The organism is Kineococcus aridisoli (assembly GCF_050871885.1).
Classification (GTDB): Bacteria; Actinomycetota; Actinomycetes; order Actinomycetales; family Kineococcaceae; genus Kineococcus.
Genome location: NZ_JBJLSF010000046.1, coordinates 14,010 through 35,234 on the forward strand (window position 1 = coordinate 14,010; position 21,225 = coordinate 35,234).

Annotated in this window: 21 protein-coding genes and 1 riboswitch; of the genes, 17 read left to right on the forward strand and 4 right to left on the reverse strand. The window is 75.5% G+C overall.

Going from position 1 to position 21,225, the window contains the following annotated elements; all coding sequences use genetic code 11:
* The first annotated feature begins 99 nt into the window (after nt 1-99).
* The 4 genes from ACRYM2_RS13650 (at nt 100) to ACRYM2_RS13665 (ending at nt 2,176) form a co-directional block, all read left to right on the forward strand.
* On the forward strand, nt 100-258 hold the full coding sequence (locus tag ACRYM2_RS13650) for a hypothetical protein (protein ID WP_432522935.1): 159 nt from the start codon (nt 100-102) through the stop codon (nt 256-258).
* 180 nt (nt 259-438) lie between these two features.
* Nucleotides 439-1,065 (forward strand): thioredoxin-like domain-containing protein, encoded by a 627-nt coding sequence (locus tag ACRYM2_RS13655; RefSeq protein ID WP_432522936.1) that lies wholly within the window; start codon nt 439-441, stop codon nt 1,063-1,065.
* Nucleotides 1,065-1,772: a DUF305 domain-containing protein gene (locus ACRYM2_RS13660; RefSeq protein ID WP_432522937.1), complete on the forward strand. Its 708-nt coding sequence runs from the start codon at nt 1,065-1,067 to the stop codon at nt 1,770-1,772. Before ACRYM2_RS13655 ends, ACRYM2_RS13660 begins: the two co-directional genes overlap by 1 nt.
* Nucleotides 1,769-2,176 carry a (deoxy)nucleoside triphosphate pyrophosphohydrolase gene (locus tag ACRYM2_RS13665; protein ID WP_432522938.1) on the forward strand — a complete coding sequence of 136 codons (408 nt, stop codon included), beginning with the start codon at nt 1,769-1,771 and terminating at the stop codon, nt 2,174-2,176. Before ACRYM2_RS13660 ends, ACRYM2_RS13665 begins: the two co-directional genes overlap by 4 nt.
* A gap of 24 nt (nt 2,177-2,200) precedes the next feature.
* Here the strand turns inward: ACRYM2_RS13665 and ACRYM2_RS13670 are convergent, their stop codons facing one another.
* Nucleotides 2,201-3,790, reverse strand: a complete 1,590-nt coding sequence (locus tag ACRYM2_RS13670; RefSeq protein ID WP_432522939.1) for a BCCT family transporter — start codon at nt 3,788-3,790, stop codon at nt 2,201-2,203.
* Between the two features lie 300 nt (nt 3,791-4,090).
* On the opposite strand from ACRYM2_RS13670, the gene typA reads away from it, so the two are divergent.
* The 4 genes from typA (at nt 4,091) to ACRYM2_RS13690 (ending at nt 10,978) form a co-directional block, all read left to right on the forward strand.
* Nucleotides 4,091-5,983 (forward strand): translational GTPase TypA, encoded by a 1,893-nt coding sequence (typA, locus tag ACRYM2_RS13675; protein WP_432522940.1) that lies wholly within the window; start codon nt 4,091-4,093, stop codon nt 5,981-5,983.
* A 116-nt stretch (nt 5,984-6,099) separates the two neighbouring features.
* Nucleotides 6,100-7,188, forward strand: a complete 1,089-nt coding sequence (gene mshB / locus ACRYM2_RS13680) for an N-acetyl-1-D-myo-inositol-2-amino-2-deoxy-alpha-D-glucopyranoside deacetylase (protein ID WP_432522941.1) — start codon at nt 6,100-6,102, stop codon at nt 7,186-7,188.
* 174 nt (nt 7,189-7,362) lie between these two features.
* Complete coding sequence (locus ACRYM2_RS13685; protein ID WP_432522942.1) at nt 7,363-9,309, forward strand: AAA family ATPase; 1,947 nt, start codon at nt 7,363-7,365, stop codon at nt 9,307-9,309.
* A 205-nt stretch (nt 9,310-9,514) separates the two neighbouring features.
* A riboswitch (SAM riboswitch) is annotated at nt 9,515-9,625 on the forward strand.
* 57 nt (nt 9,626-9,682) lie between these two features.
* Nucleotides 9,683-10,978, forward strand: coding sequence for an acyl-CoA dehydrogenase family protein (locus ACRYM2_RS13690; protein WP_432522943.1), 1,296 nt, complete (start codon nt 9,683-9,685; stop codon nt 10,976-10,978).
* Here the strand turns inward: ACRYM2_RS13690 and ACRYM2_RS13695 are convergent.
* Nucleotides 10,948-11,970: a GNAT family N-acetyltransferase gene (locus ACRYM2_RS13695; RefSeq protein WP_432522944.1), complete on the reverse strand. Its 1,023-nt coding sequence runs from the start codon at nt 11,968-11,970 to the stop codon at nt 10,948-10,950. The genes ACRYM2_RS13690 and ACRYM2_RS13695 overlap by 31 nt on opposite strands.
* A gap of 86 nt (nt 11,971-12,056) precedes the next feature.
* On the opposite strand from ACRYM2_RS13695, the gene fdxA reads away from it, so the two are divergent.
* From fdxA to ACRYM2_RS13710, 3 genes are all read left to right on the forward strand, one after another.
* Entirely contained in the window at nt 12,057-12,383 is a 327-nt protein-coding gene (fdxA, locus tag ACRYM2_RS13700) for a ferredoxin (RefSeq protein ID WP_166615561.1), read from the forward strand.
* A gap of 1 nt (nt 12,384) precedes the next feature.
* On the forward strand, nt 12,385-13,554 hold the full coding sequence (dapC, locus tag ACRYM2_RS13705) for a succinyldiaminopimelate transaminase (protein WP_432522946.1): 1,170 nt from the start codon (nt 12,385-12,387) through the stop codon (nt 13,552-13,554).
* Nucleotides 13,555-13,677: 123 nt separating this feature from the next.
* Complete coding sequence (locus ACRYM2_RS13710; protein WP_432522947.1) at nt 13,678-14,964, forward strand: citrate synthase; 1,287 nt, start codon at nt 13,678-13,680, stop codon at nt 14,962-14,964.
* Between the two features lie 17 nt (nt 14,965-14,981).
* On the opposite strand, the gene ACRYM2_RS13715 is transcribed toward ACRYM2_RS13710, so the two are convergent.
* Both ACRYM2_RS13715 and dapD read right to left on the reverse strand, forming a co-directional pair.
* On the reverse strand, nt 14,982-15,926 hold the full coding sequence (locus tag ACRYM2_RS13715; protein WP_432522948.1) for a hypothetical protein: 945 nt from the start codon (nt 15,924-15,926) through the stop codon (nt 14,982-14,984).
* Between the two features lie 2 nt (nt 15,927-15,928).
* On the reverse strand, nt 15,929-16,945 hold the full coding sequence (gene dapD, locus ACRYM2_RS13720; RefSeq protein ID WP_432522949.1) for a 2,3,4,5-tetrahydropyridine-2,6-dicarboxylate N-succinyltransferase: 1,017 nt from the start codon (nt 16,943-16,945) through the stop codon (nt 15,929-15,931).
* Between the two features lie 98 nt (nt 16,946-17,043).
* On the opposite strand from dapD, the gene dapE reads away from it, so the two are divergent.
* The 6 genes from dapE (at nt 17,044) to ACRYM2_RS13750 (ending at nt 21,186) form a co-directional block, all read left to right on the forward strand.
* Nucleotides 17,044-18,177, forward strand: coding sequence for a succinyl-diaminopimelate desuccinylase (gene dapE, locus ACRYM2_RS13725; protein WP_432522950.1), 1,134 nt, complete (start codon nt 17,044-17,046; stop codon nt 18,175-18,177).
* Nucleotides 18,174-18,839: an LOG family protein gene (locus ACRYM2_RS13730; protein ID WP_432522951.1), complete on the forward strand. Its 666-nt coding sequence runs from the start codon at nt 18,174-18,176 to the stop codon at nt 18,837-18,839. Before dapE ends, ACRYM2_RS13730 begins: the two co-directional genes overlap by 4 nt.
* Nucleotides 18,836-19,117 (forward strand): DivIVA domain-containing protein, encoded by a 282-nt coding sequence (locus ACRYM2_RS13735; RefSeq protein ID WP_432522952.1) that lies wholly within the window; start codon nt 18,836-18,838, stop codon nt 19,115-19,117. Before ACRYM2_RS13730 ends, ACRYM2_RS13735 begins: the two co-directional genes overlap by 4 nt.
* A gap of 7 nt (nt 19,118-19,124) precedes the next feature.
* Complete coding sequence (locus ACRYM2_RS13740) at nt 19,125-19,598, forward strand: SRPBCC family protein (RefSeq protein WP_432522953.1); 474 nt, start codon at nt 19,125-19,127, stop codon at nt 19,596-19,598.
* Entirely contained in the window at nt 19,595-20,881 is a 1,287-nt protein-coding gene (locus tag ACRYM2_RS13745) for a hypothetical protein (protein ID WP_432522954.1), read from the forward strand. The genes ACRYM2_RS13740 and ACRYM2_RS13745 overlap by 4 nt, the downstream gene beginning before the upstream one ends.
* A gap of 137 nt (nt 20,882-21,018) precedes the next feature.
* Nucleotides 21,019-21,186: a DUF3117 domain-containing protein gene (locus tag ACRYM2_RS13750; RefSeq protein WP_166617328.1), complete on the forward strand. Its 168-nt coding sequence runs from the start codon at nt 21,019-21,021 to the stop codon at nt 21,184-21,186.
* Nucleotides 21,187-21,225: the final 39 nt, after the last annotated feature.

A 21,225-nucleotide genomic window follows, 5' to 3' on the forward strand; every position in this document is an offset into this window, starting at 1 on the left:
CGGCCCCCGCACCCCGCTCCGGCGCGGTGCGGGGGCCGTCGCGCGTCTCCCGGCCGGGTCGGGATGACCGGTGGGAGGCGACGGGACTACCGTGGCCCGATGCTCCTCGCAGCACTCGTCGCTCTCGCCGTCGCAGCCGGGATCGCCGTCGTGTACTGGCGCACCAGCCCCCGCCACCGGGTGGCCGCCAGCGCCCGCGCCGACCACGGCGACCGCGCCCGCCGCGCCCGGGAGGCCCAGCGCGCCCACCACGCCTGAGCCGCGCGACCCGCACCCGCGTCCGCTCCCGCCCACCGCCGTGGCAGGCTGTGGGGCAGATCACCCGCGCTCCCCGGGCGCGGGGTGAACCCGCCGGCCCGCCGGGTCGTTGCAGGGGTGGACACGAAGGACAGGCGTCACCCGCCGTGGCGGTGCGCGACCACGACGGAGGGGACCACCATGGCCGGGACGAAGGACGGGACCGGAGCGGCGGCCGAGCGGGCCGCGCGCGTGGCGGCGATGCAGCGGGCCGAGAAGGCGCGCGCACGCCGGCGCAGGGTGCTGCTCGTCGCGCTGCCGTCGGCCGTCGTCGTCGGGATCGCCGCGACGGTCGTCGCCGTCATCGCCAACCAGCCGGAGCCGCCGTCGCTGGCGGCGGTGACGACGTTCCAGTACACCGGTGGCCAGCACACCGAGGAGCCGGTGCAGTACGCCGAGAACCCGCCCGTCGGGGGCGAGCACGCGCCCGTGTGGCTCAACTGCGGGATCTACGACGCCCCCGTGCCGAACGAGAACGCCGTCCACAGCATGGAGCACGGGGCGGTCTGGATCACCTACTCCCCGGACCTGCCCGCCGAGCAGGTCGAGCAGCTGGAGGAGGCCGTCGCGCAGGAGACCTACACGGTCCTCTCGCCGTACGAGGGGCTGCCCTCGCCGGTGGTGCTGTCGGCGTGGAACAACCAGCTGCCGGTCCCCGACGCCGACGACCCGCGCATCGGGGCCTTCCTCGCCAAGTTCGTCCAGGGCGCCCAGACCCCCGAGCCCGGTGCGCTGTGCTCCCAGGGCGTCGGGACGCCCACCGGCTGATGACCTCCCTCGCGCCGCTGGAGCGGGCGCGGCGCGTGCTCGTGCTCGTCGTCGCGCTCCTGCTCGCGCTCGTGGTGGGGATGTTCCTGGGGCGCTCACTGCCGTCCGCGCCCGCCGGCAACTCCGTCGACGTCGGCTTCGCCCGGGACATGGCCATCCACCACGGCCAGGCCGTCGACATGGCCTACACGGCGCTGCGCACCGCGCCCAGCCCGGAGGTGCGCCAGCTCGCCGTGGACATGGCCTCCACCCAGGGCAACCAGGCCGGCCGGCTGCAGCAGCTGCTCATCAGCTGGGACCAGCCGCTGGCCGGCGGCAGCGCCACGATGGCCTGGATGGCCGGCACCGAGCTGCACGCCCGCCACGTCGTCCAGCAGCAGCAGGGACGGGTGATGCCCGGGATGGCCACGGCCGCCGAGCTGGCCCGGCTGCGCTCGCAGACGGGGCAGGCCTTCGAGGTCGACTTCCTGCAGCTGGTGCTGCGCCACCACCGGGGCGGCATCGAGATGGCCGAGTTCGGCGCCGAGCACGCCACGACCGACGACGTCCGCGACCTCGCCCGCGCCATCGCCACCAGCCAGCAGGGGGAGTCGCAGCTGCTCACCGACCTCCTCGCCGCGCGCGGCGCGCAGCCGCTGCCGGTGGACGACGCGGCCGAGGGGCAGGGCGCGCCGGGCGGTCAGGGCGCGCCGGGCGGTGGCGCGTGAGGCTCGTCGTCGCCGCCGCCCTGGTGGACGACCTGGAGCGCCCGTCCACCCTGCTGGCCGCCCGCCGCAGCGCACCGCCCGCGCTGGCCGGGCGCTGGGAGCTGCCCGGCGGCAAGGTCGAGCAGGGGGAGTCGCCGCAGCAGGCGCTGCACCGCGAGCTCGCCGAGGAGCTCGGCATCACGGCGCAGCTGGGCGAGGAGGTCGTGCACCCCGACGGCGCCTGGCCGCTCACCGCGCAGCTGCGGATGCGGGTCTGGTGGGGCCTGGTGCGCACCGGCGTCCCCGAGCCGCTGCAGGACCACGACGAGCTGCGCTGGGTGCACCTGCCCGGCTGGTCGCGGCTGGACTGGCTGCCCGGGGACGTGCCGCTCGTCGAGCGCATGCAGCGGCTCGCCGGCTGCTGAGCGCTCCCGCCTGCGCGGGACCGGTCAGGAGCCCTGGCTGCGCCAGCCGGCGTCGGCCGCGGTGGCCCGCGGATCGCGGCGGTCACCGGAGCGGCGGCGCGGGGTGGTCACCTGCGGGTCCGCCAGCAGGTCCTTGACGAGCGCGACCGCCATGAGCGCCATGACGACCAGGAACGGCGCGGCTGCGATGATGGTGACGTTCTGCAGGGCGTCCAGGCCCTGGGACTCCCCACCGGTGTTGCCGGCCAGGAGCAGCACGATCGCCACCAGGCCCATGAGCGCGCCCCAGACGGCGGTCACCCAGCGGCGCGGCTCGTCGGCGCCGTAGGAGCTCAGCGAGCCCATGACGATGCTGGAGGCGTCGGCGCCTGAGACGAAGAAGATCGCCACGAGCACGACGACGAGGACGCTGGTCACCCCCGCCCAGGGGAACTGGGCGAGGAAGGCGAACATCTGCGACTCCTGGTCCGCGATGCCCGCGATGTCGGCGCCGCCGCGGCCCTCGACGAAGCGCCGCTGCAGGTCGAGCGCCGCACCGCCGAGCACGGAGAACCACAGCAGGCTCACGACGGTCGGCACGAGCATGACGCCCACGACGAACTCGCGGACGGTGCGGCCCTTGGAGATCTTCGCGAGGAAGGCGCCGACGAAGGGCGTCCAGCTGACCCACCACGCCCAGTAGAAGAGCGTCCAGCCGGACAGCCACTCGCTGCCGCCGAAGGCACCGGTGCGCAGGGCCATCGTCGGAAGCGCGGTGAGGTAGCTGCCCGCCGAGGCCGGCACGAGGTTGAGCACGAAGACGGTCGGGCCCACGACGAAGAGGAAGAGCAGCAGCACCAGCGCGAGCACCATGTTGGTGTTGGAGAGCCACTTGATGCCGCGCTCGATGCCGCTGACGGCGGAGAGGACGAAGCAGAGCGTCAGGACGGCGATGATCGTCACCTTGACGCCCGTGGAGCTGGGGAGGCCGAAGACCTCGGTGAGCCCGCCGTTCATCTGCGCCGCGCCCAGCCCGAGGCTCACCGCGGAGCCGAAGAGGGTGGCGAAGATGGCGAAGACGTCGATGACGCGGGCCGCGCCCGCACCACGGCGCCCGCGCAGCAGGGGGGCGAAGGCCGCGGAGAAGCCGCCGGCGCGCTCCCTGCGGTAGCTGGAGTAGGCCAGCGCCAGGCCGACGACGGCGTAGATCGCCCACGGGTGCAGGCCCCAGTGGAAGAGGGAGTAGTTCATCGCCTGGCGGGCGGCAGCCTGCGAGCCGGGCTCGGCGTCGCCCTGCGGCACGGTCATGAGGTGGGTGACCGGTTCGGTGACGCCGTAGAACATCAGCCCGATGCCCATCCCGGCGGAGAACATCATCGCGATCCACGACGCGCGGGAGTGCTCGGGGCGGTCCTCGTCGCGCCCGAGGCGGATGCGCCCCAGCCGGCTGCACGCCAGCACGACGGCGAGGACGACGAAGGCCGTCGCGCCGAGCACGAACGCCCACCCGAAGTCCTCGACCACGACGTCGAGGACGGTGCTGGTGCCGTCCAGCAGCTGGCGGGGGAAGAGCACCCCCGCCAGCAGGAAGAGCACCACCGCGCCAGCGGCCACCGCGAAGGTCCGCACGTCCACCGGGGGGCGCTCCCGGCGCCCCGGGCGGGGGGTGCCGGGGGGTGTGGGAGAGGTGTGCGGGACGTGCTCCGGCGGTGCTGACATGGCCCCGAGGGTGGCACGAGGTGGTCGGCCGAGACCAATCAGGCATGGCTCGGAATGACTAGTCTCACGATGTCGTCGCAGGTCAGGGGCCTGATCCAAGCTTCAAGGAGGAGGCGGGTCCCGGGACGCGGGTAGACTGTGGTGTCAACCCCGACACGCGCCCGCTCCGGCACGTCCGCGACCGGCGCGACCTTTCGAGAGGGATCGAGAAGCCACATGCCCTTGAGCACCCGTGACGACCTGCGCAACGTCGCGATCGTCGCCCACGTCGACCACGGCAAGACCACCCTCGTCGACGCGATGCTCTGGCAGTCCGGCGCCTTCCGCGCCAACGCCGACGTCGCCGACCGGGTCATGGACTCCGGCGACCTCGAGCGCGAGAAGGGCATCACGATCCTCGCGAAGAACACCTCGGTGCACTACGCCGGTCCGGGTGCTCCCGAGGGCGGCATGACCATCAACATCATCGACACCCCCGGCCACGCCGACTTCGGCGGCGAGGTCGAGCGCGGGTTGTCGATGGTCGACGGCGTCGTGCTGCTGGTGGACGCCTCCGAGGGCCCGCTGCCGCAGACCCGCTTCGTGCTGCGCAAGGCGCTGGCCGCGGGGATGCCCGTGGTCATCCTCGTCAACAAGGTCGACCGCCCCGACGCGCGCATCGCCGCCGTGGTGGAGGAGACCTACGACCTGCTGCTGGACCTGGCCGGCGACATCGAGGGCATCGACGCGGACAAGCTGCTCGAGGTCCCCGTCGTCTACGCCTCGGCCAAGAACGGCCGCGCCTCGCTGAACCAGCCCGAGGACGGCGGCCTGCCCGACCACGAGGACCTCGTCCCGCTGTTCCAGACGATCATCGACACGATCCCGGCGCCGACCTACGACCCCGAGACCCCGCTGCAGGCGCACGTCACCAACCTCGACGCCTCCCCGTTCCTGGGCCGCCTGGCGCTGCTGCGCATCTTCTCCGGCGAGCTCGTCAAGGGCCAGCAGGTCGCCTGGTGCAAGCACGACGGCACCATCGAGCGCGTCAAGGTCACCGAGCTGCTCATCACCGAGGCCGTCACCCGCGTGCCCGGCGAGAAGGCGGGCCCCGGTGACATCGTCGCCGTCGCCGGCATCGAGGGCATCACCATCGGCGAGACCCTGGCCGACCCCGAGGACCCGCGCCCGCTGCCGCTCATCACGGTCGACGAGCCGGCGATCTCGATGGTCATCGGCATCAACACCTCCCCGATGGCCGGTCGCGTCAAGGGCGCCAAGGTCACCGCGCGCCTGGTCAAGGACCGCCTCGAGAAGGAGCTCGTCGGCAACGTCTCGATCCGCGTCCTGCCCACCGAGCGCCCCGACGCGTGGGAGGTCCAGGGCCGCGGTGAGCTGGCGCTGGCCATCCTCGTCGAGCAGATGCGCCGCGAGGGCTACGAGCTGACCGTCGGCAAGCCGCAGGTCGTGCTGCGCAAGGACGAGAACGGCAAGACCCTCGAGCCCTTCGAGCACCTGACGATCGACGCTCCCGAGGAGCACCTCGGCGCGATCACCCAGCTGCTGGCCGCCCGCAAGGGCCGCATGGAGACGATGACCAACCACGGCACCGGCTGGGTGCGCATGGAGTACTACGTGCCCTCCCGCGGGCTCATCGGCTTCCGGACCGAGTTCCTCACCGACACCCGGGGCACCGGCATCGCGCACGCGATCTTCGCCCAGTACGACCACTGGGCCGGCGAGATCCGCACCCGCCAGTCCGGCTCGCTCGTGGCCGACCGCGCCGGGGCGGCCACCGCGTTCGCCATGACGAACCTGCAGGAGCGCGGGCAGATGTTCATCGAGCCCACCTCCGAGGTGTACGAGGGCATGATCGTCGGGGAGAACTCCCGCGCCGACGACATGGACGTCAACATCACCAAGGAGAAGAAGCTCACCAACATGCGCTCCTCGACCTCCGACGAGTTCGAGCGCCTGATCCCCCCGCGCCACCTGTCGCTGGAGCAGTGCCTGGAGTTCTGCCGCGAGGACGAGTGCGTCGAGGTGACCCCGGAGGCCGTGCGCATCCGCAAGGTCGTCCTGGAGGCCAGCGCCCGCGCGAAGACGGCCTCCAAGGCCAAGAAGGGCTGAGGGCGGCCGCTGCGCCCGGCGGCTGAGCCGCGCACGACGCCGACGGGACCCCGCGGGGCCCGTCGGCGTCGTCGTCCCCGCACCGGTCGGCGGCGGGGGTTGGCAGGATGGGCGCCATGACGACCACTCCCGAACCCGCGGAGCAGCCCGGCGAGACGCCGGAGAGCGCGGCCGGGGCCGCCACCGCGGGCCGCGACCCCCTCGAGATCGCCGCCGACCTCGTCGACGACGTCGCGGAGGAGCTCGAGCCCGCCGAGCTGGCGGCGATGGACCGCCTCGACCAGCCCCGCCGGCTGCTGCTCGTGCACGCGCACCCCGACGACGAGTCGATCGGCACCGCGGCGACGATGGCCCGCTACGCCGACGCCGGCGCCGGCGTGACGCTGCTGACGGCCACCCGCGGCGAGCTGGGCGAGGTCGTCCCCGCCGAGCTGGCCTCCCTGGGCCCCGACGAGCTCGCCGAGCACCGCGCGCAGGAGCTGGCCGCGGCCATGGAGGCGGTCGGGGTGGCCGACCACCGCTTCCTGACCCGTCCCGACGGCACGGGCTACCGCGACTCGGGGATGGTGTGGCTGGAGCCGGGCCGCGCCGCGGCCGGTGACGACGTCGACCCGCGGGCGCTGGTGGCCGCCGACCCCGAGGAGGTCGCCCGGCGGATCGCCGAGGTGGTGCGCGAGGTCCGCCCGCAGGTCGTCGTCACCTACGAGCCCGGGGGCGGCTACGGCCACCCCGACCACGTGCGGGTGCACGAGGCCACGATGCGCGCGCTGGTGCTGGCGGCCGGCGGCGACGAGCGCGACGAGCCCGGCGGCGGCGTGCCGTGGCAGGTCGCCAAGGTCTACGAGATCGTCCAGCCGGAGTCGGCCGTCCGGGCGGCGCTGCGCCGCCTGGCCGAGTCCGGTGCCCCGGGCGCCGGGGACCCCGACGGGCCGCTGCCCAGCGTCGTCGTGCCCGACGAGCAGGTCACGACGGTCGTCGACGGCACCGAGCAGGTGCCCGCCAAGATCGCCGCCCTGCGCGCCCACGCGACCCAGCTCACCCTGGACCTGGACGCGGCCGTTCCCGCGCTGCGGCTGAGCAACGGTGTGCCGCAACCGCTCTGGCCCGCCGAGCACTACCGGCTGGTGCACGGGGTGGCCTCCGGGCCCTTCGACGCCGACGGCCGCGAGACCGACCTCTTCGCCGGCATCGCCCCCAGCAGCTGACCCGCCGCCCGCCCGCCCGCCGCGGGGGCGGGTGATCGGTCCGACACGCTCCGTTGCGCCACTCGGGTGAACGCGATCGTCCGATCCGGTCACCGTGGGTGGTCGCCCACGGGGCCCGGAGGTTGGGTGGGAGCAGTCCCGGCACGACGCCGGGTCCGAGCGAGAGGAGCGGCCGTGACCCACCCCGGCCAGGGACCGGCCGCGCAGGCACCGCAGGCACCGCGGCCCCGGGTGCGCCGCGACGCCGCCGACGTCGGGCGGCTGCGCGAGCGCAACCGCCGCCGCCGCACGACCGCCCTGCTGCTGCTCGTGCTGCTCGCGCTGCTCGTCGTCGACGTGCGGCTGGCCCTGCAGCTGCCGCTCGTGCCGGCGCTGCCCAGCGTCGACCCCCTCTACGTCATGGTCGGGATCTTCTTCGCCGCCATGCTGGCCCTGCTGCTGGGGCAGACGCTCGTGTCCGGCCGCTCGCCGCACGTGCTCTACCGGCCCGAGCAGGTCGACGTCTCCCTCGACGACGTCAAGGGCCTCGACCCCGTCAAGGAGGAGGTCGAGCGCAGCCTCGACCTGTTCCTGGGCGCCCGCACCTTCCGCCGCCAGATGGGTGGCCGGCCGCGGCGGGGGCTGCTGTTCGAGGGCGTGCCCGGCACCGGCAAGACGCACCTGGCCAAGGCCATGGCCCGCGAGGCCGGGGTGCCGTTCCTCTTCGTGTCCGCGACCAGCTTCCAGTCCATGTGGTACGGCGCGACGGCCCGCAAGCTGCGCTCCTACTTCCGCGCGCTGCGCAAGGCCGCCCGCCGCGAGGGCGGTGCCATCGGCTTCATCGAGGAGATCGACGCCATCGCGGCCTCCCGCGGCCAGATGAGCGCCGCGACCGCCGTCTCCTCCGCCGCCGCGCCCGGCGCGGTCGCCTGCGGCGGCCTGGAGGGCCTGGCGATGGGCACCGCGCAGCAGCCGGCCGGGCTGCGCACCGAGCGCCTGGCCAGCAGCGAGGGCGCGAGCGGCGTCGTCAACGAGCTCCTCGTGCAGATGCAGTCCTTCGACGAGCCCACCGGCTCCGAGCACCTGCTCGGCTGGTGCGTGGACCTGGCCAACCGGTTCCTGCCCGAGCACCGGCGGCTGCGGCGACCGGTCGGCGAGCCCGTCGAGGTCCTCGTCATCGCCGCCACCAACCGCGCCGACGCCCTCGACCCGGCGCTGCTGCGCCCCGGCCGCTTCGACCGCCGCCTCGTCTTCGGCCTGCCCGACAAGGCCGGCCGCCGCCAGCTGCTGGACCACTTCCTGGCCCGCAAGGCGCACGAGGACGAGCTCGACGACCCCGAGCGCCGCGACGCGCTCGCCGGGATCACCAACGGCTACAGCCCCGTCAGGATCGAGAACCTCCTCGACGAGGCGCTCGTCAACGCGGTGCGCCGCGAGGCCGACGGCATGAGCTGGGCCGACGTCGAGCACGCCCGGCTGGTGACCGAGGTGGGGCTGGGCCAGCCCGTCGGCTACACCGAGCACGAGGCCCGGCTCATCGCCACCCACGAGGCCGGGCACGCGGCGGTCGCCTGGCTGGTCGCCCCGCACCGGCGCCTGGAGGTCCTCACCATCGTCAAGCGCGCCCAGGCCCTCGGCCTGCTCGCCCACGGCGACGCCGAGGACGTCTACACCCGCTCGCGCACCGAGCTCGCCGGCATGATCGACATCGCCTTCGGCGGCCAGGTCGCCGAGGAGCTGTTCTTCGGCGACGTGTCCACCGGCCCGGCCGGCGACCTGCAGTCGGCGACGTCGGTGGCCGCGCAGATGGTCGGCGCGGCGGGCATGGCCGGCACGCTGGTGTCCTTCGCGGCCGTGCAGCAGGGCGCCCTCGCCGACGGCAACCTCGTCTCCCGGGTGCTCGGGGACGCCGAGGGCCGCCGCATGGTGGAGAACCTGCTCAGCGAGCGCAAGGAGTCCGTGCGCGAGCTGCTGGGGCGCAACCGCCACCTGGTCGCCGCGCTGCGCGACGCGCTGCTGGAGCGCCACGAGCTCATCGGCTCCGAGATCACCGACGTCCTCGAGGGTGCCCGGAGCGCCCACGAGCAGCCCCCGCGGGTCGTCGACCTGCGCGAGGGCGCGGCGGTGCGCGAGCGGGGCTGACGCGCTCGCCGCGGGCGTGGGCAGGAGGGGAGCCACGCCCGCGGCGCAGGAGCGGCGCCCGCCGGGGGGACGGGTGCCGCCGCGGGGACGGAGGGGGGCCGGGACGGGGGACCGGGGACGGGGGAGCGGGAGGGTGCAGGGGTGCTCGCGGGGGGTCGCGGGCACCCCTGGACCGCGGCCCCCCGCGCGTGGTTGGCTGGCGCCAGGTCATGAGCGCCAGCGCCAAGCCCCGGCTCGCTGGCCGGCAACCCTCCTCGTCGTGGGGTGCCCCGGGTGATGACCTGACCTGGTGCTGACGCACGGGTAAGGACGAGCGAGCGCACGACCACTCCCGGGCCGACGCACCGCCGCGTCCACGACCAGGAGGAACCCCGTGAGCACCACCCTCGACGACCCCGCCCGCACGAGCGCCGCCGACCGGCTGGCCGCGGTCCGCGCCCGCCTCGCCCCCGTCCTGCGGGAGGTGGCCGCCGGGACGGTGGCCCGCGAGCAGGACCACGAACTGCCCTTCGCCGCCGTCCGCGCCCTGCTCGAGGCGGGCCTCGGCCGGCTGCGCCTGCCCGTCGCCGAGGGCGGGGACGGCCTGGACCTCGTGCAGCTGGCCGAGGTGCTCGTCGACGTCGCCGAGGCCGACTCGAACCTGCCGCAGGTCTTCCGCGGCCACGTCGCCTGGGTCGAGCAGGTCCTGTCGCTGCCCGCCGGGGAGCACCGCGCGCGCTGGACCGCGCGCATCGCGGCGGGCGAGCTCGTCGGCAACGCCTGGAGCGAGGTCGGCGACGGGGTCACCGGGGAGCAGCAGACGGTGGTCACCGAGCGCGACGGGCGCACCCTCGTCAGCGGGCGCAAGTACTACACGACCGGGACGATCTTCGCGGACTGGACCGACGCCACCGCCCGGCGCGCGCTGCCCGACGGCTCGCACGAGGTCGTCACCGTGCTCGTGCCGGTCGGGGCCCCCGGCGCCGTCGTCTCCGACGACTGGGACGGCTTCGGCCAGCAGCTCACCGGCACCGGCACCCTCGTGCTCGACGACGTCGAGGTCGACCCCGCCGACGTGGCGCCCTTCACCGACCGCTTCCGCTACCAGACCGCGCTCTACCAGCTGGTGCTGCTCGCCGTGCAGGCCGGCATCGCCGCCGCCGTCGAGCGCGACACCGCCGCCCAGGTGCGCGCCCGCACCCGCACCTACACCCACGGCCTGGCGCCGCTGGTGCGCCACGACGCGCAGGTCCTCTCGGTCGCCGGGGAGATCTCCTCGATCGCCTTCACCGCCCACGCCCTGGTGCGCGCGGCCGCGCAGGCCGTCCAGGGCGCCGCGGACACCGCGCACCTGCGCGACGGCGAGGCGGACCGCGCCGCCAACGTCGAGGCGGAGATCCGCACCGCCCAGGCGCAGGTCGTGCTCTCCGGGAGCGTGCCCCGCGCGGCGACGCTGCTGTTCGACACCCTCGGGGCCTCCGGCACCAGCCGCGCGCGCGACCTGGACCGGCACTGGCGCAACTCCCGGACCGTCGCCTCGCACAACCCGGTCGTCTACAAGCAGCGCATCGTCGGCGACTGGTCCGTCAACGGCACCGAGCCGCCGTTCGTGTGGGACATCGGCACCCACGCCTCGGTCGACCCGGCGGCGGTGCGCGCTCAGGAGGGCGCGGAGGGCGCCACCCGGTAGTGGTACGCGTGGTGCGCCGCGAAGCCCGCGCGCTCGTACAGCGCGCGGGCCGCGGCGTTGCCCTCGGCGACCTGCAGGTACGTCGAGACCGCCCCCCGGGCCCGGGCCCAGTCGGCGACCTCGGCCAGCAGCCGGCGGGCCAGCCCGCGGCGGCGGTGCTCCGGGACGGTCTCCACCGCGGTGATCCCGGCCCAGCCCGGTGACAGCGACCCGCGGGCGACCGCCACCGTCCGCGGCCCGTCGAGGACCCGCACGAAGACCTGCTCGTCGGCCGAGACGAGCACGCGGCGGCCGGCCGGCGGGACCTCGGGGGCGCCCTGGTAGTGGTAGGCGCCCAGCCACGCCTCGTCGGGCGCGGCGCCCGCGGCGGTGCGCAGCCCCGGCGGCAGCGGCACCTCGGCGGCACCGGGCAGGTCGTCGGTGGCCGCCGTCAGCACCAGCGTCGGGGTCCGCACGCTCCAGCCGCGCCCGGCGAGCTGCCCGGCCAGCTCGCCGCCCTCCCCGGGGGCGCCCACCGGGTGCGGGACCGCGACCAGCGGCACCAGCCCCCGCTCGCGGTAGAAGCGCTCAACCGCCTCGAGCGCGGCGGGCAGCGGCACCCCCGGCGAGCCGACCGCCAGCGCGGAGTTGGCCCGGCCGGTGAAGCCGTCCGCGGCCCGCAGCCGCCAGCGCCCCAGGTCGGCGCGCTCCAGCGGCCGCCAGTGCTCGGCCATCACCAGCTCCAGGTCGTCGACGCCGACGGCCTCGTGCGGGCGGCCGCGGCGCACCGGCGGCGGGGGCACCGCCTTGGCGGCGAGCACGTCCGCGCGCGCGACGAGGACCTCCCCGCGCCGGGTGGCCACCCGCAGCGCGTGCTCGTCGGCGGCCAGCAGCTCGCCGAGGGCGTCCGCCGCCGAGCCGTCGGGCAGGCGGTGGCGCACCACGACGCGCGCGCCGACGACCAGCTCGTGCTCGCGGCGCACGTGCACCGGACCCGGTGGGACCTGCGACACGTGACCTCCAGCTGTAGCGGTGCCGACCGTCCGCGATACTAGGGAGGGCGTCCGGCCGCCCGTCTGCCGGAGGAGGAGGACAACCCGTGACCTACGTCATCGCGCAGCCCTGCGTCGACGTCAAGGACAAGGCCTGCATCGAAGAGTGCCCCGTGGACTGCATCTACGAGGGCAAGCGCTCGCTGTACATCCACCCCGACGAGTGCGTGGACTGCGGGGCGTGCGAGCCGGTCTGCCCGGTGGAGGCCATCTACTACGAGGACGACGTCCCCGAGCAGTGGTCGGCGTTCACCGCCGCCAACGTGGAGTTCTTCGACACCGTCGGCTCGCCCGGCGGTGCGGCGAAGATGGGCGTCATCGACGCCGACCACGCCGTCGTGAGCGCGGTCCCGCCGCAGGGCGAGGGTTCCTGAGGTGACGACGCCCGCACCCGCCGCCGCACCGCGCCGGCGGGTCGGCGCGTCGCTGCCGGACTTCCCCTGGGACTCCCTGGCGGCGGCCAAGGCCACCGCCGCGGCCCACCCCGGCGGGATCGTCGACCTGTCGGTGGGCACCCCCGTGGACCCCACCCCGCAGGTCGTCCAGGAGGCCCTGCGCGCGGCGGCCGACGCGCCCGGCTACCCGCAGACCTGGGGCACCGCCCCGCTGCGCGAGAGCGTCGCCGCCTGGTTCGCCCGCCGCCGCGGCGTGCCGGACCTGGACCCCGACGGGGTGCTGCCCACCGTCGGCTCCAAGGAGCTCGTCGCGTGGCTGCCGCTCCAGCTCGGCCTGGGGCCGGGGGACGTGGTGGCCCACCCCGCGGTGGCCTACCCGACCTACGACGTCGGGGCCCGGCTGGCCGGCGCCGTCCCGCTGCCCGCCGACACCGTCGAGCAGCTGGACGCCGCGTGGGAGGCGGGGGCCCGGGTGCGGCTGCTGTGGCTGAACTCCCCGTCCAACCCCACCGGCGAGGTGCTCGGCCTCGGGCAGCTGCGCGCGCTGGTCACCTGGGCGCGCGAGCGCGACGTCGTCGTGGCCAGCGACGAGTGCTACGCCGAGCTGGGCTGGGACGAGCCCCACGACGCCGCCCGCGGCGGGCTGGTGCCCTCGGTGCTGGACCCGCGCGTGTGCGACGGGGACCACACCGGGCTGCTCGTGGCGTACTCCACCTCCAAGCAGTCCAACCTCGCCGGCTACCGCGCGGCCTTCGCCGCCGGCGACCCCGCGCTGGTGCGCGAGCTGCTGGAGGTGCGCAAGCACGCCGGGACGATCGTGCCGTGGCCGGTGCAGGCCGCGCTGCGGGCGGCGCTGTCCGACGACGCCCACGTCGACGCCCAGCGCGAGCGCTACCGCGCCCGCCGGCAGGTGCTGCGCCCCGCGCTGGAGGCCGCCGGCTTCCGGGTGAGCTCCGCCGCCGGGCTCTACCTGTGGAGCACCCGCGACGAGGGCGCGCGCGCCACGGTGGACGCCCTCGCCGCGCGGGGGGTCCTCGTCGCGCCGGGGGACTTCTACGGGGCGGCCGGCGCGCGGCACGTGCGCGTCGCGCTCACCGCCACCGACGAGCGGACCGCGCAGGTGCCCGGCCGGCTGGCCGGCGGGCTCTGAGCGCGGGCGGCACGGGCCCGGAGGCGGTCGCGGGCGGGGGCTGCGACGTGGCCCCCGTCACACCGCCCCGGGTGTGACGCACCTGTGTCGCGCCCCCTCGCCGCGGGCGGGTACGGTCGCCGCATGGCTGACTCCGTTGCGCTGAAGCACGCAGGTGGCGAGCTCGACCTCCCCGTGACCCCGGCGACCGAGGGGGCGGCGGGCTTCGGCATCGGCAGCCTGCTCAAGGAGACGGGCCTGGTGACGCTCGACGCCGGCTTCACCAACACCGCGTCCTGCACCTCCGCCATCACCTACATCGACGGCGACGCCGGGGTCCTGCGCTACCGCGGGTACCCCATCGAGCAGCTGGCCGAGAAGTCCACGTTCGTCGAGACCAGCTACCTGCTCATCTACGGCGAGCTGCCCACCGCGGAGCAGCTGTCCGCCTTCACCGAGCGGATCCAGCGCCACACCCTGCTGCACGAGGACCTCAAGCGGTTCTTCGACGGCTTCCCCCGCGACGCGCACCCGATGCCCGTCCTGTCCAGCGCCGTCAGCGCGCTGTCGACCTTCTACCCGAACTCGCTGAACCCCTTCGACGACGAGCAGGTCGAGCTCTCGACGATCCGGCTGCTGGCCAAGCTGCCGACCATCGCCGCGTACGCGCACCGCAAGTCGCTGGGCCAGCCGCTGCTGTACCCCGACAACCGCCTCGGCCTCGTCGAGAACTTCACCCGGCTGTCCTTCGGCAACCCGGCGGAGGACTACGAGGTGGACCCGGCGATGGTCAAGGCCCTCGACCAGCTGCTCGTCCTGCACGCCGACCACGAGCAGAACTGCTCGACGTCCACCGTGCGCCTGGTCGGGTCCGGGCAGGCGAACCTCTTCGCCTCGATCTCCGCCGGCATCCACGCCCTGTCGGGGCCGCTGCACGGCGGCGCCAACTCCGCCGTCCTCGACATGCTCGAGACCATCCGCACCTCCGACGACGACGTCGACACGTTCATGACGAAGGTCAAGAACAAGGAGAAGGGCGTGCGCCTGATGGGCTTCGGCCACCGGGTGTACAAGAACTACGACCCGCGCGCGGCCATCGTCAAGAAGACCGCCGACCAGATCCTGTCCGGTCTGGGCAAGCGCGACGAGCTCCTCGACATCGCCATGCGGCTGGAGGAGATCGCGCTCCACGACGACTACTTCATCGAGCGCAAGCTGTACCCGAACGTGGACTTCTACACGGGCATCATCTACAAGGCGATGGGCTTCCCGACCAAGATGTTCACCGTCCTGTTCGCCCTGGGCCGCCTGCCCGGCTGGATCGCGCAGTGGCGCGAGATGATCAACGACCCCGCCACGAAGATCGGCCGCCCGCGCCAGGTCTACGTCGGCGAGGGCGCGCGCGACTACCAGGACGTCGCCGGCCGCTGAGCCGGTGCGGGTCCGCGTCAGGCCACGCGGACCCGCACACCGCCGGTGGGCACCCCGGTGTCCGCCGCGACCCACCCGCGCCCGGAGCGCTCCCGGGTCCAGCGCGAACCCGCCACGCTCACCTCGGTGACGTCGTAGGTCTTCGCCGAGGCCACCGACCAGCCGGCCACCGCCCACGCCAGCCGCGCGGCCTCCTCGCCCTCGAGCCGGTACTCCAGCACCTTGCCCTCGGTGTCCGCCACGACGGCGGGGGCGGTCGTGGTGACCTGCGCGGCGGCGGCCTCCCGCAGCCGGCCCGCCGTGGGCGTGGGGGAGTCGTCGTCCCCGCGCTCGATGCTGTCGCCCAGCGCCCGCAGGTGGCAGCTGAAACCGCCCGGGTCGTAGCCGGTGAGGGTGCTGGCCACCAGCCGCGCCTCCGGCTCGTGGTCGCCGTAGGCCAGCGGGAAGCCGCTGCGCTGCACCTCCTGCGCGGCGTCGGTGACCGGCAGGTCGCGGTAGCCGTCGACCTCCACGAGCGCGTCGTAGAACGCGTTCGTCGCGTACACCGGGTCCTGGACCTGCGCCGGCGTGCCCCAGCCCTGCGAGGGGCGCTGCTGGAACAGCCCCAGCGAGTCGCGGTCGCCGTGGTCGAGGTTCTCCATCCGCGACTCCTGCACGATGGTGGCGACGGCGATGGTGGCCGCCCGGGCGGGCAGCCCGCGCAGCACGGAGATGCCCACGACCGTCGCCGCGTTGCCGGCCTGCTCCGGCGACATCGAGGTCGACTCGCCGCCCACGCGCGCCGAGCAGCGCTCGCGCACCGCGGGCGCGTCCTCGTCCTGGGTCAGCCACACCACGCCCGCGGCGAGCACCACGGTGCCCGCGGCCAGGGTGGCCAGCAGGCGCCGGGCGCGGCGCACGGCGGCGGGGCGGCGGGGGGCGGTGCGGCGGGCGCCGGGACGCGGTGTCCGGGTGGTCGGCACCGTCAGTTCGCGTGCAGGGCGGGGTTGAGGGCCACCGTCACGCCCTTGCGCGGCAGCGCCTCCACCGAGCCGGAGACGGAGTTGCGGCGGAACAGCAGCCCGTCCGAGCCCGACAGCGTGCGCGCCGCGACCGTCCGCGAGGAGGTGCCGTCCTCGCCGACCAGCGCGACCTTCGTGCCGGCGGTGATGTACGTGCCGGCCTCGACGACGCAGTCGTCGCCCAGGCTGATGCCGGTGCCGGAGTTGGCCCCCAGCAGGCAGCGCCGCCCGATGCGCACGACCTCCTTGCCGCCGCCGGAGAGCGTGCCCATGATCGACGCGCCGCCGCCGACGTCGGAACCGTCGCCCACGACGACGCCCGCGGAGATGCGGCCCTCGACCATGGACGTCCCCAGCGTGCCGGCGTTGTAGTTGACGAACCCCTCGTGCATGACCGTCGTCCCCGGCGCCAGGTGCGCGCCCAGCCGCACGCGGTCCGCGTCGGCGATGCGCACCCCCGAGGGGGTCACGTAGTCGGTCATCCGCGGGAACTTGTCGACGCCGTAGACCGTGACCGGCCCGGAGTTGGCGCGCAGCGCGAGCCGCACGCGCTCGAAGTCGGCGACGGCGCACGGGCCGTGGTTGGTCCAGACGACGTTGGCCAGCACCCCGAAGATGCCCGTCAGGTCCAGCCCGTGCGGGGCGACGAGGCGGTGCGAGAGCAGGTGCAGGCGCAGGTACGCGTCCGCGGTGCCGGCCGGCGGGACGTCGAGGTCGATCTGCGTGGTGACCACGCGCTGGTGGACCCGGCGGTGCGGGTCGGAGTCCTCCAGCGAGGCCAGCTCCGCCGGCACGCCGTAGGCGCTGGCCTCCCCGGAGGTGGCCTCGCCCAGCGCGGGGAAGGGGTACCAGACGTCGAGCACCGTGCCGTCCTCGGCGAACGTCGCGAGGCCGTGGCCCCACGCGCGGCGGGCCTGCTGCTGCCCGCCCGTGCCGCTCGTCCCCGTGCCGCTGGTCCCCGTGCCGGTCTGCTCGCTCACCCGCCCGACCCTATCCGGGCGCCGGGCGCCGGCGACCACCTCGCCGCCCGCCGCGCACCGGCGGCCGCGCCGCCGGCGGCGTCGTTAGGGTGCCTGTCGTGACCGCTGCCGCCACCGCCCTCGACCTCGCCGACCCCGGTGTCGACGTCGTCGAGCTGACCCGCCGGGTCTGCGACCTCCCCTCCGTCTCCGGCGACGAGACCGCGCTCGCGGACGCCGTGGAGGCCGCGCTGCGCGCCCTGCCCGGCCTGGAGGTCGCCCGCGACGGCGACGCCGTCGTGGCCCGCACCGCGCACGGGCGCGCCGAGCGGGTCCTGCTGGCCGGGCACCTGGACACCGTGCCGCTCACCGACCCCCCGAACCTGCCGGTGCGCCGCGAGCAGCACCCCGTCGACGGCGACGTCCTCGTCGGCCGCGGCACCTGCGACATGAAGGGCGGGGTGGCCGTCCAGCTCGCGCTGGCCGCCCGGGTCGCCGCGGCCGGCGCCGCCCCCGCCCGGGACGTGACGTTCGTCTTCTACGACCACGAGGAGGTCGAGGCGGCCAGGAACGGCCTGGGCCGGCTGGCCCGCAACGCCCCGCAGCTGCTCGCGGCCGACTTCGCCGTCCTGCTGGAGCCGTCCTCGGCCGTCGTCGAGGGCGGCTGCAACGGCACCCTGCGCGCCGAGGTCACCACGACCGGCAAGGCCGCCCACTCGGCCCGGCCCTGGCGCGGGCGCAACGCCGTCCACGACGCCGCCCCGGTGCTGGCCCGGCTCGCCGCCTACGTCCCGCGCGAGGTCGACGTGGAGGGGCTGGTCTTCCGCGAGGCCCTCAACGCCGTGCTGGTCTCCGGCGGGATCGCCGGCAACGTCATCCCCGACCGGTGCACGGTCACCGTCAACTACCGCTACGCGCCCTCGCTGGACGCCGCCGGCGCCGAGGCGCACGTGCGCGAGGTCTTCGAGGGCTTCGACGTGCGCGTCACCGACGCCGCCGACGGCGCCCGGCCCGGGCTGCACCTGCCCGCCGCGGCCGACTTCGTGGCCCGGACCGGTGCGGCCCCGCGCCCAAAGTACGGCTGGACGGACGTGGCCCGCTTCTCCGCGCTCGGCGTGCCCGCGGTCAACTACGGCCCCGGCGACAACGCCACCGCGCACGCCGACGACGAGCGCTGCCGCACGGCCGAGATCGAGCAGTGCCTCGAGGTGCTCTCGAGCTGGCTGCTGGAGCCGGGGGAGGGGGCCGCGTGAGCACCATCTGCCTGTACGGCAGCGCCTCCGGCGGCATCGACCCCGCCCACGTCGAGCTGGCCGCCACCGTCGGCCGCCTCATCGGCGAGCGCGGGCACGACCTCGTCTACGGCGGCGGCGGCACCTCGGTGATGGGCGCGGCCGAGGCCGCCGCGCGCGCCGCGGGCGCCCGCACCACCGGCGTGATGCCCCGGGCGCTCATGGAGCTGGAGCTGCCGCCCGCCGAGCTCGGCGAGCTCGTCGTCACCGACGACATGCGCCGGCGCAAGGCGGAGATGGACGCGCGCGCCGACGCCTTCATCGTCCTGCCCGGCGGGCTGGGCACGCTGGAGGAGCTGTTCGAGATCTGGGTGGCGCGCACCATCGGCCTGCACACCAAGCCGCTGGCGGTCCTGGACAGCGCGGGCCACTACGCCGGGCTGCGCAGCTGGCTGGAGGGCCTGGTCGCGCGCGGCTTCGCCCGGCCGATGGTCTTCGAGACCATCCACTGGACCGACGACCCGGTCGACGCCCTCGACCACCTGGAGCGGGCGCCGCGGGAGCGGGTCAGCCTGCCCAGCTCCGAGATCGTCGGGACCTTCGTGGACTTCCCGGCCCCCGACGGCGAGGATCGTGCGGCGCCGGGCCACCCGCAGGGGCCCGCGGGAGGAGGCGCGTCGTGACGATCGTGCTGCTGCTGCTCGTCCTGCTCGCCGTCGGCGCGGTCGTCGCGGTGGCGACCGGGCGCATCGGCGGCGGCATGGCGCCCGCCACCTCCACCCGGCCCTTCCGCGGGCTGCCCGAGGGCCCCGTGCAGGCCGCCGACGTGGACGCCGTCCGCTTCTCCCTCGGCCTGCGCGGCTACCGCATGGACGAGGTCGACGCCGTCCTGGACCGGTTGCGCGAGGAGATCCGCGAACGCGACGAGGAGCTGGCCGCCTGGCGCAGCGCGGAGGACTGAGGACGCCGTGAGCATCGACTTCACCGCCCGCGCCGAGCTCACCGGCGACGTCCGGCACGTCTTCGCCGTCCTGACCGACTGGCCGCGGCAGAGCCCCTGGGTGCCCGCGACCGTCGTCGAGCGCCTGCCCGGGCCCGTCGGCGGGCCCGGGGAGCGCTTCACGGCGCTCTCCCGGCTGGGTCCCTGGCGCCTGGACGACCGGATGGAGGTCCTCTCCTGGCAGGCGCCCGCGGACGCCGGGGGCACCGGGCGCGTGCACGTGGTCAAGACCGGCCCGGTGCTCGGCGGCAGCGTGCGCATCCTCGTCGCGGCCGCCGGCGGCGGCCGGGTGCGGGTGGAGTGGAGCGAGCAGGTCGTCGTGCACCCGCGCGGGCTGGCCGTCCTCGCCGCGCTGGGCGCTCCGGTGGCCGCGCTGGGCGGGCGGCTGGGGTTCGAGGCGGTGCTGCGCCGCGGCCGTCGGGAGCTGGAAGGACGCGGGTGAGCGCACCCGGCGCACCCGGCGCACCCGGTGCCCCGGGCGCGACCAGGGCCGCGGCCCCGGTCGCCGGGCACCTGCCGCTGCTGCTGCGCGCCCGGCTGCGGTGGCTGCGCACCCCGGTGGGCTGGCGGGTGCTGGCGGTCTACCTGCTCGCCCGGCTGTTCTCCGCGGCGGTGCTGGCCGAGGTCGCCCGCTTCCAGGCCGCGAGCGACTGGACCCCGGCCGAGGCCGGGTACGGCGACATGCTCGGGCTGTGGGACGCCACCTGGTACCGGCGCATCGCGGAGGAGGGCTACCCGGACGCGGTGCCGCTGGGCGAGGACGGCGCCCCGCAGCAGTCGGCGCTCGCCTTCTACCCGCTGGCCCCGCTGCTGACCCGCCCGCTGCTGTGGGCCGGGCTGCCCTTCGGCTGGGCCGGTGCCCTGGTCTCCCTGGTGGCGGGGGCCGCCGCGGCCGTGGGGGTGCACGCCCTGGTGCACCGCGCGGTCCGCGCCCACCGCAGCGAGGCGGTCGCCCGCCGCAGCGCCTGGAGCGCGGCGGTGCTGTTCTGCGTCAGCCCGCCCTCGCTGGTCTTCCAGGTCCCCTACACCGAGGGCCCCGCCCTCGCCCTGCTGGTGGCCTTCCTGGCCCTGCTGCAGCGGCGGCGCTACCTGCCGGCGGCGCTGGTGGCGCTGCTGCTCGGGCTGACCCGTCCCGTCGCGGTGCCGTTGTCGGTGGTCGTCGTCGTCCACCTGGCGCTGCGCGCCCGGGCCGGGCGGCGGGCCGGGGCCGGGCTGTCCGGCCACGAGGCGCTGCGCGGCCTGGCCCTGCTGGGCGCCAGCGGCGCCGCCGGGCTGCTGTGGCCGCTGGCGACCTGGCTGATGACCGGCCGCCCCGACGCCTACACGGCCACGATGGGGGCCTGGCGCTCCAGCGGCGAGGTCGTGTGGCTGCGGCCGTGGTGGGGGATCTCGCAGTACTTGCTCGGGGAGGTCGCGGGGCCGGTGCTGCTGGTCCTCGCCGTCGCGGCCTTCGCGGCCTGGGTGCTCTCGCCCCGGACGGCGGCCCTGGGCGCGGAGCTGCGGGCCTGGTGCCTGGCGTACGTCGGCTACCTCCTGCTCGTGCTGGACCCCTTCACGAGCCTGTTCCGCTACCTGGTCTTCCTCTTCCCGCTCGGCGCCCTGGTGGCGGCGCGACCGCGCAGCGCCGCGGTGCTGCGGGCCTGGGTGGTGTGCTCGCTGGCCCTTCAGGTGGTCTGGACCGCGTGGCTGTGGCGCTTCTCCCCGCCCGCCGACTGGCCGCCGTGAGGTCGCGGGGGAGATCCACGGCGTGCCCCTGTGCTCCTGCGGGGCGGCGGTTGGGGGATGATGGAGACCCACACGTCGCCCGCGGCACCCGGCCGCGGACACGGCGCGCGCACGATTCGACGAGAGGAAGCACGCCGATGGCGGCCATGAAGCCGAGGACCGGGGACGGTCCGCTGGAGGTCACCAAGGAAGGGCGCGGCATCGTCCTTCGCATGCCGCTGGAGGGTGGTGGGCGTCTCGTCGTCGAGATGACCCCGGACGAGGCGAGCGCGCTCGGAGAGGCCATCACCTCGGTCGTGGGCTGAGCGGCAGACGTCGGGGCGGGCACCGAGCGGGCCATCGAC

Bases quoted from the DNA above. Each gene is read 5' to 3' on its own strand.
- ACRYM2_RS13650 (WP_432522935.1), top strand. From the start codon at position 100: ATGCTCCTCGCAGCACTCGTCGCTCTCGCCGTCGCAGCCGGGATCGCC.
- ACRYM2_RS13655 (WP_432522936.1), top strand. From the start codon at position 439: ATGGCCGGGACGAAGGACGGGACCGGAGCGGCGGCCGAGCGGGCCGCG.
- ACRYM2_RS13660 (WP_432522937.1), top strand. From the start codon at position 1,065: ATGACCTCCCTCGCGCCGCTGGAGCGGGCGCGGCGCGTGCTCGTGCTC.
- typA (WP_432522940.1), top strand. From the start codon at position 4,091: ATGCCCTTGAGCACCCGTGACGACCTGCGCAACGTCGCGATCGTCGCC.
- mshB (WP_432522941.1), top strand. From the start codon at position 6,100: ATGACGACCACTCCCGAACCCGCGGAGCAGCCCGGCGAGACGCCGGAG.
- ACRYM2_RS13710 (WP_432522947.1), top strand. From the start codon at position 13,678: ATGGCTGACTCCGTTGCGCTGAAGCACGCAGGTGGCGAGCTCGACCTC.
- ACRYM2_RS13750 (WP_166617328.1), top strand. From the start codon at position 21,019: ATGGCGGCCATGAAGCCGAGGACCGGGGACGGTCCGCTGGAGGTCACC.